General features: G+C 68.6%; 12 protein-coding genes. 9 read left to right on the top strand and 3 right to left on the bottom strand.

Annotation, left to right across the window (positions count from 1 at the left end; genetic code table 11):
* Window positions 1–24 precede the first annotated feature (24 nt).
* The 3 genes from rpmG to trxB form a co-directional block, all read right to left on the bottom strand.
* Window positions 25–198 (bottom strand): 50S ribosomal protein L33, encoded by a 174-nt coding sequence (rpmG, locus tag ACIY1X_RS01755; protein ID WP_007830291.1) that lies wholly within the window; start codon window positions 196–198, stop codon window positions 25–27.
* 36 nt (window positions 199–234) lie between these two features.
* Window positions 235–468: a 50S ribosomal protein L28 gene (gene rpmB / locus ACIY1X_RS01750; RefSeq protein ID WP_038206842.1), complete on the bottom strand. Its 234-nt coding sequence runs from the start codon at window positions 466–468 to the stop codon at window positions 235–237.
* A gap of 205 nt (window positions 469–673) precedes the next feature.
* Window positions 674–1,633, bottom strand: coding sequence for a thioredoxin-disulfide reductase (gene trxB, locus ACIY1X_RS01745; protein WP_399677532.1), 960 nt, complete (start codon window positions 1,631–1,633; stop codon window positions 674–676).
* 177 nt (window positions 1,634–1,810) lie between these two features.
* Between trxB and ACIY1X_RS01740 the strand changes: the two genes are divergently transcribed.
* The 9 genes from ACIY1X_RS01740 to ACIY1X_RS01700 all read left to right on the top strand — a co-directional run bounded on the left by ACIY1X_RS01740 (window position 1,811) and on the right by ACIY1X_RS01700 (window position 12,538).
* On the top strand, window positions 1,811–2,485 hold the full coding sequence (locus ACIY1X_RS01740) for a Crp/Fnr family transcriptional regulator (protein WP_038206833.1): 675 nt from the start codon (window positions 1,811–1,813) through the stop codon (window positions 2,483–2,485).
* A 138-nt stretch (window positions 2,486–2,623) separates the two neighbouring features.
* A complete protein-coding gene (locus tag ACIY1X_RS01735) occupies window positions 2,624–5,026 on the top strand; it encodes a DNA translocase FtsK (protein ID WP_399677530.1) in 2,403 nt (800 codons plus the stop codon).
* Between the two features lie 181 nt (window positions 5,027–5,207).
* A complete protein-coding gene (gene lolA / locus ACIY1X_RS01730; protein WP_399677529.1) occupies window positions 5,208–5,849 on the top strand; it encodes an outer membrane lipoprotein chaperone LolA in 642 nt (213 codons plus the stop codon).
* A gap of 34 nt (window positions 5,850–5,883) precedes the next feature.
* Window positions 5,884–7,179 carry a replication-associated recombination protein A gene (locus ACIY1X_RS01725; protein WP_399677528.1) on the top strand — a complete coding sequence of 432 codons (1,296 nt, stop codon included), beginning with the start codon at window positions 5,884–5,886 and terminating at the stop codon, window positions 7,177–7,179.
* A 243-nt stretch (window positions 7,180–7,422) separates the two neighbouring features.
* On the top strand, window positions 7,423–8,352 hold the full coding sequence (locus ACIY1X_RS01720) for a branched-chain amino acid ABC transporter permease (RefSeq protein ID WP_038206818.1): 930 nt from the start codon (window positions 7,423–7,425) through the stop codon (window positions 8,350–8,352).
* A gap of 13 nt (window positions 8,353–8,365) precedes the next feature.
* Window positions 8,366–9,550, top strand: a complete 1,185-nt coding sequence (locus tag ACIY1X_RS01715; RefSeq protein ID WP_399677526.1) for a branched-chain amino acid ABC transporter permease — start codon at window positions 8,366–8,368, stop codon at window positions 9,548–9,550.
* An 18-nt stretch (window positions 9,551–9,568) separates the two neighbouring features.
* Entirely contained in the window at window positions 9,569–10,339 is a 771-nt protein-coding gene (locus tag ACIY1X_RS01710) for an ABC transporter ATP-binding protein (RefSeq protein ID WP_038206812.1), read from the top strand.
* Window positions 10,340–10,350: 11 nt separating this feature from the next.
* A complete protein-coding gene (locus ACIY1X_RS01705) occupies window positions 10,351–11,067 on the top strand; it encodes an ABC transporter ATP-binding protein (RefSeq protein ID WP_038206811.1) in 717 nt (238 codons plus the stop codon).
* 211 nt (window positions 11,068–11,278) lie between these two features.
* The gene (locus tag ACIY1X_RS01700) at window positions 11,279–12,538 is read left to right on the top strand and encodes a PucR family transcriptional regulator (RefSeq protein WP_399677524.1); all 1,260 of its coding nucleotides are present in this window, start codon (window positions 11,279–11,281) and stop codon (window positions 12,536–12,538) included.
* Window positions 12,539–12,653: the final 115 nt, after the last annotated feature.

Genomic DNA, 12,653 nt, shown 5'->3' with positions numbered 1-12,653 from the left:
CTTTTTGATGGGGAAGAAGCTGAATTACTTCAGCTTGATTTCCTTGTACTCGACGTGCTTGCGGGCCTTCGGGTCGAACTTCATGATCGACATCTTCTCGGGCATCGTCTTCTTGTTCTTGCTCGTGGTGTAGAAGTGGCCGGTGCCCGCGGTGGACTCCAGCTTGATCTTCTCGCGGCCGCCTTTGCTCGTAGCCATGGTGTGGTGCTCCTGTCAGTGATGGGGCCGGGCGAATCAGGCCTGGCCGCGCGCGCGCATGTCGGCGAGCACGACGTCGATGCCCTTCTTGTCGATCAGGCGCAGTGCAGCGCCGGAGACGCGCAGGCGCACCCAGCGGTTCTCGCTCTCGACCCAGAAGCGGCGATATTGCAGGTTCGGCATGAACCGGCGCTTGGTCTTGTTGTTGGCGTGGGAGACGTTGTTCCCGACCATCGGGCCCTTGCCCGTGACTTCACATACGCGTGCCATGAGGACACTCTTTCAATGAACACGGCCGGCACCGCGCGGGTGCCCTTCACAAAAGGGCGCTGGGGTGCGAACGGCCTGACCTCGCCAGAAAGCAGGTGGCGGTAACCTGTCTGCCGGGAACGCCCAAGGCGTGCCAATCTCGGCAAAGCCAAGCATTCTAGCAGGAAGACGAGCCTCCCGCCAAGGAGGAGGCCGTCGAGGCGGCTTACAGCACCCCGTCCTGCTCCAGGAAGCGCTGGGCGTCCAGCGCGGCCATGCAGCCGGTGCCGGCACTGGTGATGGCCTGGCGGTAGACGTGGTCCTGCACGTCGCCGGCCGCGAACACGCCGGGCACGCTGGTCATGGTGGCGAAGCCCTGCAGGCCGGAGCGGGTGAGGATGTAGTTGTCCTTCATCTCCAACTGGCCCTGGAAGATGTCGGTGTTGGGATGGTGGCCGATGGCGATGAAGCAGCCCTTCAGGTCGATCTGCTCGGTGGCGCCGGTCTGGGCGTTGCGGATGCGGATGCCCGTCACGCCGCTGTCGTCGCCCAGCACCTCGTCCAGCTCGCTGTGCAGCTTGAGCTCGATCTTGCCCTCGGCGACCTTCTCCATCACCTTGTCGACCAGGATCGGCTCGGCGCGGAACTTGTCGCGCCGGTGCACCAGCGTGACCTTGCGCGCGATGTTGGCCAGGTACAGCGCCTCCTCGACGGCGGTGTTGCCGCCGCCGATCACGCACACGTCCTGCTCCCGGTAGAAGAAGCCGTCGCAGGTGGCGCAGGCCGAGACGCCGCGGCCCATGAAGGCCTCCTCGGAAGGCAGGCCCAGGTACTTGGCCGACGCGCCGGTGGCGACGATCAGCGTGTCGCAGGTGTAGGTGCCGTTGTCGCCGGTGAGCGTGAACGGGCGCTTGCCGAGGTCGACCTGGCCGATGTGGTCGAACACGATCTGCGTCTTGAAGCGCTCCGCGTGCTCCAGGAAGCGCTGCATCAGGTCCGGCCCCTGGACGCCGTGCACGTCGGCCGGCCAGTTGTCGACCTCGGTGGTGGTCATGAGCTGGCCGCCCTGGGCCAGGCCGGTGATGAGCAGGGGCTGGAGGTTGGCGCGGGCGGCGTAGACGGCGGCCGTGTAGCCGGCCGGGCCGGAGCCGAGGATGAGGACGCGGGCGTGCTGGGGAGAGGACATAAACTGTGAACCCTAGGAGAAAGACGGCTGCACCGTGTACATTTTCACAGGCAGATACGGGAGTATCCCGCCTGGTTCAAGACGGGCGGTCCGGTCATTTTCTATGCGTGCGATTGCCTCAGGCCATGAGGGCCGGGGCAGGGACGCACAAAACAATCAGTCACTGGGGGTTCGTGCATGTCGATGTTGTCCAACCTTGAGCTGCTGCGGCGCGTGCCACTGTTCTCGGCGCTGACGCCTGCACAGTCCGCCAGCATCGCCGATGCCATCATCAAGCGCCGCTTCAAGCGGGCCGAGATGATCGTCGAGCAGGGCAAGAAGTCCGACGCCCTCTACATCATCCTGACCGGCCGGGCGCGCGTGATGAGCGCCGACAACCGGGGCCGCGAAGTCATTCTCGCCACGCTGCAGCCGGGCGACTACATCGGCGAGATGAGCCTGATCGACGACGAGCCGCACTCGGCCACCGTGCGCACCGAGGTCCAGACCGACGTGCTGATGCTCGGCCGTGAGGCCTTCTCGCGCTGCCTGCCCGAGAACTCCTCCATGTCCTACAACATCATGCGCGGTCTGGTGCAGCGCCTGCGCCACGCCGACCGCAAGATCGAGTCGCTGGCGTTGATGGACGTGTACGGCCGCGTGGCGCGCTCGCTGCTCGAATTCGCGCAGGACGACGGCGTCGGCAACCTGAAGATCCGCGAGAAGATCTCGCGCCAGGATCTGGCCAAGATGGTGGGCGCATCGCGCGAGATGGTCAGCCGCGTCATGAAGGACCTGGAGGAGCGCGGCTTCGTCCAGACCCAGCCGGACGGTTCGGTGATCGTCAAGGAACGGCTGATGACCATGGCCTGAGAAGGTGTGAGCGGTGTGGCCAGGCTGCCGGACACCGCCGTTTTGCACGCCTCGGCCGGTTCGCTGGACCGGCCGGGCTTCTTTCCGTTGTAGGCTTGCCGGTGGCCCGGATGGCAGCCGGGCCGGCAGCCCTTGTCCATGACCTATTCGCTCCATACCCTGCATTCACCGGTGGACGCCGAGGCGCCGCCGGTGCGCGTGCGCGCCATGCGCTTCGCACACGAGATCTCGCTCATCGCCGGCATGGCGCTGCTGCTGTTCTGGCTGCTGGCGATGTTCAGCTACACGCCCTCGGACGCCGCCTGGTCCACCTCCGGCAGCGGCGGCGCGGTCAAGAACTGGGCCGGCCGCCTCGGCGCCTGGGTGGCCGACGCGAGCTACTACCTCGCCGGCTACTCCATCTGGTGGTGCTTCGCCGCCGGCGTGCGGGTCTGGCTGTCGTCGCTGGCCCACTGGCTGCGCGGCGGCGAGCCGGCCGCCGATGCGCCGCCGCGCGGGCGCTTCAACCGCAGCCGCCTGGCCTTCTGGTTCGGGCTGCTGCTGCTGCTGGCGGCCAGCGCCATCCTGGAATGGTCGCGGCTGTACCGGCTGGAGTTCCGGCTGCCCGGCCACGGCGGCGGCGTGCTCGGCTACTTCGTCGGCCCGCTGGGCGTGAAGTGGCTGGGCTTCACCGGCTCGGCGCTGGTGGCGATCGCCGCCGGCGTGATCGGCTCGGCGCTGGTGTTCCGCTTCTCGTGGGCGCACGTGGCCGAGCGCATCGGCGCGCGGCTGTATTCGCTGTTCGAGATGCGGCGCGAGAAGCGCGAGATCGCGCAGGACATCGCGCTGGGCCGGCAGGCGCGCCGCGAGCGCGAGGAGGTCGGCGCCCTGGAGCGCGACTTCGATGCGCTCGACGACGCCGTGCCGGGCGACGATGCCGCCGACCCGGCGGCCGCCCAGCCGCGGCCGAAGCGCCGCGAGAAGGCACCGCCGGTGCAGATCGAGCCCGCCCTGACCGAGGTGCCGCGGAGCGACCGCGTGGTCAAGGAGCGGCAGAAGCCGCTGTTCAAGGAACTGCCCGACAGCAAGCTGCCGCAGGTCGACCTGCTCGACGCCGCCCCCGGCCGCCAGGAAACCGTCTCGCCCGAGACGCTGGAGATGACCTCGCGCCTGATCGAGAAGAAGCTCAAGGACTTCGGCGTCGAGGTGCGCGTGGTGCTGGCTTCGCCCGGCCCCGTCATCACCCGCTACGAGATCGAGCCCGCCACCGGCGTGAAGGGCTCGCAGATCGTCAACCTGGCCAAGGACCTCGCGCGCTCGCTGTCGCTGGTGTCGATCCGCGTGATCGAGACCATCCCCGGCAAGAACTACATGGCGCTGGAACTGCCCAACGCCAAGCGCCAGATGATCAAGCTCAGCGAGATCCTGGGCTCGCAGGTCTACAACGAGGCCCGGTCGATGCTGACCATGGGCCTGGGCAAGGACATCGTGGGCAACCCGGTGGTGGCCGACCTGGCGAAGATGCCGCACGTGCTGGTGGCCGGCACCACCGGCTCGGGCAAGTCGGTGGGGATCAACGCGATGATCCTCTCGCTGCTCTACAAGGCCGAGGCGAACGACGTGCGCCTGCTGATGATCGACCCCAAGATGCTGGAGATGTCGGTCTACGAGGGCATCCCGCACCTGCTGGCGCCGGTGGTCACCGACATGCGGCAGGCGGCGCACGGCCTGAACTGGTGCGTGGCCGAGATGGAGCGCCGCTACAAGCTGATGAGCAAGCTGGGCGTGCGCAACCTGGCCGGCTACAACACCAAGATCGACGAGGCCAAGGCGCGCGAGGAATTCATCTACAACCCCTTCAGCCTCACGCCCGACGACCCCGAGCCGCTCAAGCGCGAACCGCACATCGTGGTCGTCATCGACGAGCTGGCCGACCTGATGATGGTGGTCGGCAAGAAGATCGAGGAGCTGATCGCCCGCCTGGCGCAGAAGGCGCGCGCCGCCGGCATCCACCTGATCCTGGCGACGCAGCGGCCCAGCGTGGACGTGATCACCGGCCTGATCAAGGCCAACATCCCGACGCGCATCGCCTTCCAGGTCTCGAGCAAGATCGATTCGCGCACCATCCTCGACCAGATGGGCGCCGAGGCGCTGCTGGGCATGGGCGACATGCTCTACATGGCCAGCGGCACCGGCCTGCCGGTGCGGGTGCACGGCGCCTTCGTCTCCGACGACGAGGTGCACCGCGTGGTGGCCTACCTCAAGAGCCAGGGCGAGCCCGACTACATCGAGGGCGTGCTCGAAGGCGGCACGGTGGACGGCGAGGGCGGCGACGTCTTCGGGGGCGGCGAGGGCGGCGGCGAGAAGGACCCGATGTACGACCAGGCCGTCGAGGTGGTGCTGAAGAACCGCAAGGCCAGCATCTCGCTGGTGCAGCGCCACCTGAAGATCGGCTACAACCGCGCCGCGCGGCTGGTGGAGGACATGGAGACCGCCGGCCTGGTCAGCGCCATGACGGCCGACGGCAAGCGTGACATCCTGGTGCCCGCACGCCCGGAGTAGGCCGCGTCCGTCGGACGCGGCCGGTGGTGCGCCCGTGGACCGGGCCGATGGCGCTGCATCCGCAACCGCGTGACGATCACTTGCATTGCTTTGCCCGCGCGAAACGTGCCGGCTGCAACGCCGGCAGGCCGCGAAGCTCCAATCGGCACTCCATCTCCCGTTTAGAAAGGTCAGAACAAGCATGAACCGCTTTCCCCGCCTGCTCGCCGCGCTGGCCCTGGGCGCCGCGGCCGCCGCGGCCAGCGCCGGCGGCATGGACAGCCTGGAGGCCTTCGTCAAGAACGCGAAGTCCGGCCGCGCCGAGTTCACCCAGACCGTGACGCCGCCGCCCAGGGACGGCCAGGCGCAGCGCGCCAAGACCTCCACCGGCAGCTTCGAGTTCCAGCGGCCCGGGCGCTTCCGCTTCGACTACCGCAAGCCCTTCGCCCAGACCATCGTGGCGGACGGCAGGACGCTCTCGCTCTACGACGCCGACCTCAACCAGGTCACGCAGCGTGCCCAGGCGCAGGCGCTGGGTTCGACGCCGGCGGCGATCATCGCCTCGGCCGCCGACCTGCGGGCGCTGGACGCGGACTTCACGCTGGAGGAGCAGCCCGAGCGCGACGGCCTGCAATGGGTGAAGGCCACGCCGAAGTCGCGCGACGCGCAACTGCAGAGCGTGCAGATCGGCTTCCAGGGCGAGGCGCTGGCGGCGCTGGAAATCCTCGACGCCTTCGGCCAGCGCTCGGTGCTGCGCTTCGCCAAGGTCGAACTCAACCCGGCGCTGCCTGCCGACACCTTCCAGTTCAAACCGCCGGCGGGCGCCGACGTGATCCGGCAGTGAGCCCCGCCGCCGGCCTGCCGGTATAACCCTTTCCATGCCCGCCGCCTCGCACCAACCCCTGGCCGAACGCCTGCGCCCGCGCAACCTGGGCGAGGTCATCGGCCAGCAGCACCTGCTGGGCCCGGGCATGCCGCTGCGCATCGCCTTCGAGTCGGGCCAGCCGCACTCGTGCATCCTCTGGGGCCCGCCGGGCGTGGGCAAGACCACCATCGCGCGGTTGATGGCCGACGCCTTCGACGCCCAGTTCATCCCCATCAGCGCGGTGCTGGGCGGCGTGAAGGACATCCGCGAGGCGGTGGAGCGCGCCACGCTGGCCCGCGACGGCCTCGCCCAGCAGCGCACCATCGTCTTCGTCGACGAGGTGCACCGATTCAACAAGAGCCAGCAGGACGCGTTCCTGCCGCACGTCGAATCGGGCCTGTTCACCTTCATCGGCGCGACCACGGAGAACCCCTCCTTCGAGGTCAACTCGGCGCTGCTGTCGCGGGCGGCCGTCTATGTGCTGCAGCCGCTGGCCGAAGACGACCTGCGGCAGATCGTGACGCGCGCCCAGGAGATCGGCGCCGTGCCCGCGCTGGAAGACGCCGCGCTCGACCGGCTGATCGCCTATGCCGACGGCGACGCCCGGCGCCTGCTGAACACGCTGGAGACGCTCGCCGTGGCGGCCGGCGCCGAGCGGCGCGAGCGCATCGACGACGCCTGGCTGCTGCGCGTGCTGGGTGAGCGCATGCGCCGCTACGACAAGGGCGGCGAGCAGTTCTACGACACCATCAGCGCGCTGCACAAGTCGGTGCGCGGCAGCGATCCGGACGCGGCGCTGTACTGGTTCGTGCGCATGCTCGACGGCGGCGCCGACCCGCGCTACATGGCGCGCCGCCTGGTGCGCATGGCCAGCGAGGACATCGGCCTGGCCGACCCGCGCGCGCTGCGCCTGGCGCTGGACGCGGCCGAGAGCTACGAGCGCCTGGGCTCGCCCGAGGGCGAGCTGGCGCTGGCGCAGTGCGTGGTCTACCTGGCCGTCGCGCCCAAGTCCAACGCCGTGTACGCCGCCTTCAACGAGGCCAAGGCCTTCGTCAAGCAGGATGGCTCCCGCCCGGTGCCGATGCATCTGCGCAATGCCCCCACCAAGCTGATGAAGCAGCTCGACTACGGCAAGGGCTACCGCTACGCGCACGACGAGGAGGGCGGCTTCGCCGCCGGCGAGAACTACCTGCCCGAGGGCATGGCGCCGCCGGGCTTCTACCGTCCCGTCGAGCGCGGGCTGGAAATCCGCATCGCCGACAAGCTGCGCGAACTGCGCCGCCGCAACGACGAACAGGCCGGCGGCTGATACGCGCTTGCAGCCATGCGCGGGCGGCATGCCGGCATGCGCAACAGGCTGCCTCGTCCACCGGGAAAACCCGTGTCGGACACCCACCGGAACGGCCTTTGCGCGTCACTAAAATCCCGCCACCCCAACCCGCCCATCACCCATGCTGGCGGGTTTTTTGCTAGCCAGCCCTGGGTGCCCGACCGGCGCATGGGCCGGTCATGAGCGCCTCCACCGGGCGCATAAACAATAGGGATCTCTTCTATGGAAATATTGCTGCAGCAGATCATCAACGGTCTGGTCCTCGGCAGCATGTACGCCCTGATAGCCCTCGGCTACACCATGGTGTACGGCATCATCAACCTCATCAATTTCGCCCACGGCGAGGTGCTCATGGTCGGCGCGCTGACCAGTTGGACCATCATCGGGTGGATGCAGACGTCCATGGCCGGCACGCCCGGCTGGCTGGTGCTGCTCATCGCACTGGTGATCGCCTGCGTGGTGGCCGCCACGCTGAACTTCGTGATCGAGAAGGTGGCCTACCGGCCGCTGCGCAACAGTCCCAAGCTGGCGCCGCTGATCACCGCCATCGGCATGTCGATCCTGCTGCAGACGCTGGCGATGATCATCTGGCGACCGACCAACAAGGCCTATCCCACCCTGCTGCCCAGCGAGTCGATCCACTTCGCCGGCGCCAACATCTCGCCGACGCAGGTGATGATCCTGGCGGTCACGGCCGTCTCGCTGAGCGTGCTGATGTGGCTGGTCAACTACACCAAGCTCGGCCGCGCGATGCGCGCCACAGCCGAGAACCCGCGCGTGGCGGCGCTCATGGGCATCCGGCCCGACACGGTGATCTCGGCCACCTTCATCATCGGCGCCGTGCTGGCCGCCATCGCCGGCGTGATGTACGCCTCCAACTACGGCATCGCGCAGCACGCGATGGGCTTCATCCCCGGCCTGAAGGCCTTCACCGCAGCCGTGTTCGGCGGCATCGGCAACCTGGCCGGCGCGGTGGTCGGCGGGCTGCTGCTGGGCCTGATCGAGGCCGTGGGCGCGGGCTACCTCGCCGACGTCACCGGCGGCGTGCTGGGCAGCCAGCACAGCGACATCTTCGCCTTCATCATCCTCATCCTGACGCTCACCGTGCGGCCTTCCGGCCTGCTGGGCGAACGGGTGGCCGACCGCGCCTGAGGAGGGACCGAGCATGAACGCCAAGAAACTCGTCGTCTTCCTCGTCGCGGCGGCGGCGCTGCTGGTGCTGCCGCTGCTGCTGCAGACGCAGGGCAACGCCTGGGTGCGCATCGTCGACATCGCGCTGCTGTACGTGCTGCTGGCGCTGGGTCTGAACATCGTGGTCGGCTACGCCGGCCTGCTGGACCTGGGCTACGTCGCCTTCTTCGCCATCGGCGCCTACCTGTTCGCGCTGCTGGGCTCGACCCAGCTCACGGACAACTTCGAGGCGCTGAAGGCCATGTTCCCGAACGGCTTCCACACCTCGCTCGTCCTGGTGATACCGGCGGCGCTGGTGCTGGCGGCGCTGCTCGGGGCCCTGCTGGGCGCGCCCACGCTCAAGCTGCGCGGCGACTACCTGGCCATCGTGACGCTGGGCTTCGGCGAGATCATCCGCGTGTTCCTGAACACGCTGGACCATCCCTACAACGTCACCAACGGCCCCAAGGGAATCACCGGCATCGACTCGATCCGCATCTTCGGCCTGAACCTCGGCCGGCCGCTGAAGATCGGCGACTACACCATCTCCTCGGTGTCGCTGTACTACTACCTGTTCCTGGTGCTGGTGATCTTCACCGTCATCATCTCCTACCGCCTGCAGAGTTCGCGCGTGGGCCGCGGCTGGATGGCGATCCGAGAGGACGAGATCGCCGCCAAGGCCATGGGCATCAACACCCGCAACATGAAGCTGCTGGCCTTCGGCATGGGCGCCAGCTTCGGCGGCGTCTCGGGCGCCATGTTCGCGGCCTTCCAGGGCTTCGTCTCGCCCGAGTCCTTCAACCTGATGGAGTCGGTGATGATCGTCTCCATGGTGGTGCTGGGCGGCATCGGCCACCTGCCGGGCGTGATCCTCGGCGCGGTGCTGCTGGCGGCGCTGCCGGAGGTGCTGCGCTACGTGGCCGGCCCGCTGCAGTCGATGACCGACGGGCGGCTGGACGCCTCGATCCTGCGCCAGCTCTTCATCGCGCTGTCGATGATCCTGATCATGCTCACCCGGCCGCGTGGCCTGTGGCCCTCGCCGGAACACGGCAAGTCGCTCAAGGGCCGCAGGGCGCCCGACCCGGTGCCGGGCTCCACCCAAGCCATCGAGCCCGGCGTGGACACGCCGGCCGACGAGATCGCCGGTGGCGCCAACCGCCCCATGTCGATCAATCCCTGACGGATGGAGCACACGAACATGGCAGACACCATCCTCCACGTCAGCGGCATCTCCAAGCGCTTCGGCGGCCTGCAGGCCCTGTCGGACGTCGGCATCAAGATCGAGCGCGGCCAGGTCTACGGCCTGATTGGCCCCAACGGCGCCGGCAAGACCACCTTCTTCAACGTCATCACGGGCCTCTACACGCCCGACAGCGGCACCTTCGAGCTGGCAGGCAAGCCCTACACGCCCACGGCCGTGCACGAGGTCGCCAAGGCCGGCATCGCGCGCACCTTTCAGAACATCCGCCTGTTCGCCGAGATGACGGCGCTGGAGAACGTGATGGTCGGGCGCCACGTGCGCACGCACTCGGGCGTGTTCGGCGCCATCTTCCGCACGCCCGGCTTCAAGGCCGAGGAGAAGGCGATCGCCGAACGCGCCCACGAACTGCTGGAGTACGTGGGCGTGGGCAAGTACGCCGACTACAAGGCCCGCACGCTCAGCTACGGCGACCAGCGCCGCCTGGAGATCGCCCGCGCGCTGGCCACCGATCCGCAGCTCATCGCGCTGGACGAGCCGGCCGCCGGCATGAACGCCACCGAGAAGGTGCAGCTTCGCCAGCTCATCGACCAGATCCGCAAGGACAACCGCACCGTGCTCATCATCGAGCACGACGTGAAGCTGATCATGGGCCTGTGTGACCGGGTGACGGTGCTCGACTACGGCAAGCAGATCGCCGAGGGCACGCCGGCCGAGGTGCAGAAGAACGAGAAGGTGATCGAGGCCTACCTCGGCACCAGCGGACATTGAAGGGCGGGCGCATGGCACAGACACTGTTGAAAGTCAGCGGCCTGAAGGTCGCATACGGCGGTATCCAGGCCGTCAAGGGCGTGGACTTCGAGGTTCACGAGGGGGAGCTGGTCTCGCTGATCGGCTCCAACGGCGCCGGCAAGACCACCACCATGAAGGCCATCACCGGCACGCTGCCGCCGCTGGAGGGCCAGATCGAGTTCATGGGCAAGCCCACCAAGGGACGCGGCGCGTGGGACCTGGTCAAGGAGGGGCTGGTGATGGTGCCCGAGGGGCGCGGCGTGTTCACCCGCATGACCATCACCGAGAACCTGCAGATCGGCGCCTACGTGCGCAACGACAAGGCCGGCATTGCGGCCGACATCGAGAAGGTCTTCGGCATCTTCCCGCGCCTGAAGGAGCGCGCCACGCAACTGGCCGGCACCATGTCGGGCGGCGAGCAGCAGATGCTGGCCATGGGCCGGGCGCTGATGGCGCGGCCCAAGGTGCTGCTGATGGACGAGCCCACGATGGGCCTGTCGCCCATCATGTGCGACAAGATCTTCGAGGTGGTGCAGGAGGTGCACAACCAGGGCGTGACCATCCTGCTGGTGGAGCAGAACGCCAGCCGCGCGCTGCAGCTCGCCGACCGCGGCTACGTGATGGAGTCGGGCCTGATCTCCATGAGCGGCGACGCGAAGGTCATGCTCAACGACCCGAAGGTGCGCGCCGCCTACCTGGGCGAATAGCGCGGACGGCGTGGCCGTAGCTGGCCACGCGCCGACGGAGCCCGGGGCCGGGAAGAGGCCGCACAGCGGGGGCAATCACCCTTGCGCGCCGATGCCAAAGCCATCCAACATTGCGGCCGGAGGGGAAGAAGCGCCGGTGCGGCCCGGTCGCGCACGCGCGCGGCATGGCCGGGGCTACCGGCCCGGACCAGCTTCCGACACGATGGCAACGATGACTTTCTCCGAAGTGCAACCGCTGTCGCCGACCCTGCGGCGGCTGGTCGCACAACTGCGTGAGGACAGCCCCAGCCTGTCGGCGCGCATGCTCGGCACCCTGCGCGGCACGATCGCCGAGTACGGGGCGCTCGGCGATACGCTGGCGCAGGACGTCTACCGCGCCGGGATCAAGAACGCCGAGCTCTGGTACGACGCCCTGCTCGCCGGCGGCCGGCCCGACGAGGACAACCTGCGCTGGATCGGCAGCTTCAGCCGCCGCCGCCATTCGCAGGCGCTGTCGCTCGGCGCGCTGCTGCAGGCCTACCGCACCGGCGCCCGCGTCTACATGGACGCCATGCTGGCCCGCGTGCGCGAGCAGCCGGTGCTGGCCGACGAGGTGCTGTTCATCGTGCCGCCCTTCCTGCTGTACTACAGCGACCTGATGAGCAGCACCCTGAGCGACGCCTACTTCGCGGAGCAGTCGCGCGAGCTGCGATGGAGGCAGCAGCTTCAGGCGCGGCTCGGCGCCGCGGTGCTGCATGCCGCCGGTCCCTTCGACGAGGCGGCGCGCGCCCTGGGCATCCCGGCCGACCAGCCGCACGTCGCCCTGGCGCTGCGCCTGGCGGCCATGCCGCTGGGCGACGAAGGGGCGGACACGCTGTGCGAGCGCGTGCACGAGGCGTTGTCGAATCACGGGCGGGACGATGCCGCACCGGCGGGCGGCAGCCTCTACCGCGGCCATTGGGTCGCGTGGCTGCCAGTCATGCCGGGCGAGCCGGTCGATGGGCGGGAGCGCCGCTTGAACGAGCGGGCGCGCCGCCTGCTCGGCGCCTTCCCCGAATTCGAGTCCTCCGGGCTCGGGCTGCCGGGCGTCGGCGCAGCCGGCTGGCGCGGCAGCGCCGAACAGGCCCTGGCCGCGATCGAGCTGGGCCGGCACCTGCGCAGGGAGGACGTCGCCTTCCGGTATTCCGAGTTCGCGCTCGACACCCTCATGCGCCAGTCGTCGGAGATGGCCACCCTGTGCGGCGAGATGATCGCCAGCATTTCGGCCGAGCCCCACCTGCTCGAAACGCTGGAGGCCTACTTCGAGCACCGCCAGAACCACAAGGCGACGGCGGCCGCGCTCGGCATCCACCGCAACACGCTGCTGCACCGCCTGGGGCACATCGAGTCGCTCCTGGGCGCCAGCTTCGACGACATGGGCTGGCTGTCGCGCATGTACCTGGCGCTGCGCCAGCGCCGCATCGGCCGCCCGTCTCCATCTCCCCTGCACTGACGTTGGCGCGGCCTCGCGTTGTGCAGATGCACAACGCGCCCAGGGCCGCTTGCCAATGGCCTCGGCGTTGTCCCGTCGGTAGAGTGCCGCCACGCCCGATGGCCGTGAGTGCAGC

This window comes from Xenophilus sp., from assembly GCF_044462705.1.
In the GTDB taxonomy this organism is placed as follows: domain Bacteria; phylum Pseudomonadota; class Gammaproteobacteria; order Burkholderiales; family Burkholderiaceae_C; genus Xenophilus; species Xenophilus azovorans.
Note: the sequence above shows the minus strand (reverse complement) of the source record. Positions and strands in the feature narration are given on the sequence as shown.

Bases quoted from the DNA above. Each gene is read 5' to 3' on its own strand.
- rpmG (WP_007830291.1), bottom strand. From the start codon at position 198: ATGGCTACGAGCAAAGGCGGCCGCGAGAAGATCAAGCTGGAGTCCACC.
- rpmB (WP_038206842.1), bottom strand. From the start codon at position 468: ATGGCACGCGTATGTGAAGTCACGGGCAAGGGCCCGATGGTCGGGAAC.
- trxB (WP_399677532.1), bottom strand. From the start codon at position 1,633: ATGTCCTCTCCCCAGCACGCCCGCGTCCTCATCCTCGGCTCCGGCCCG.
- ACIY1X_RS01740 (WP_038206833.1), top strand. From the start codon at position 1,811: ATGTCGATGTTGTCCAACCTTGAGCTGCTGCGGCGCGTGCCACTGTTC.
- ACIY1X_RS01735 (WP_399677530.1), top strand. From the start codon at position 2,624: ATGACCTATTCGCTCCATACCCTGCATTCACCGGTGGACGCCGAGGCG.
- lolA (WP_399677529.1), top strand. From the start codon at position 5,208: ATGAACCGCTTTCCCCGCCTGCTCGCCGCGCTGGCCCTGGGCGCCGCG.
- ACIY1X_RS01725 (WP_399677528.1), top strand. From the start codon at position 5,884: ATGCCCGCCGCCTCGCACCAACCCCTGGCCGAACGCCTGCGCCCGCGC.
- ACIY1X_RS01720 (WP_038206818.1), top strand. From the start codon at position 7,423: ATGGAAATATTGCTGCAGCAGATCATCAACGGTCTGGTCCTCGGCAGC.
- ACIY1X_RS01715 (WP_399677526.1), top strand. From the start codon at position 8,366: ATGAACGCCAAGAAACTCGTCGTCTTCCTCGTCGCGGCGGCGGCGCTG.
- ACIY1X_RS01710 (WP_038206812.1), top strand. From the start codon at position 9,569: ATGGCAGACACCATCCTCCACGTCAGCGGCATCTCCAAGCGCTTCGGC.
- ACIY1X_RS01705 (WP_038206811.1), top strand. From the start codon at position 10,351: ATGGCACAGACACTGTTGAAAGTCAGCGGCCTGAAGGTCGCATACGGC.
- ACIY1X_RS01700 (WP_399677524.1), top strand. From the start codon at position 11,279: ATGACTTTCTCCGAAGTGCAACCGCTGTCGCCGACCCTGCGGCGGCTG.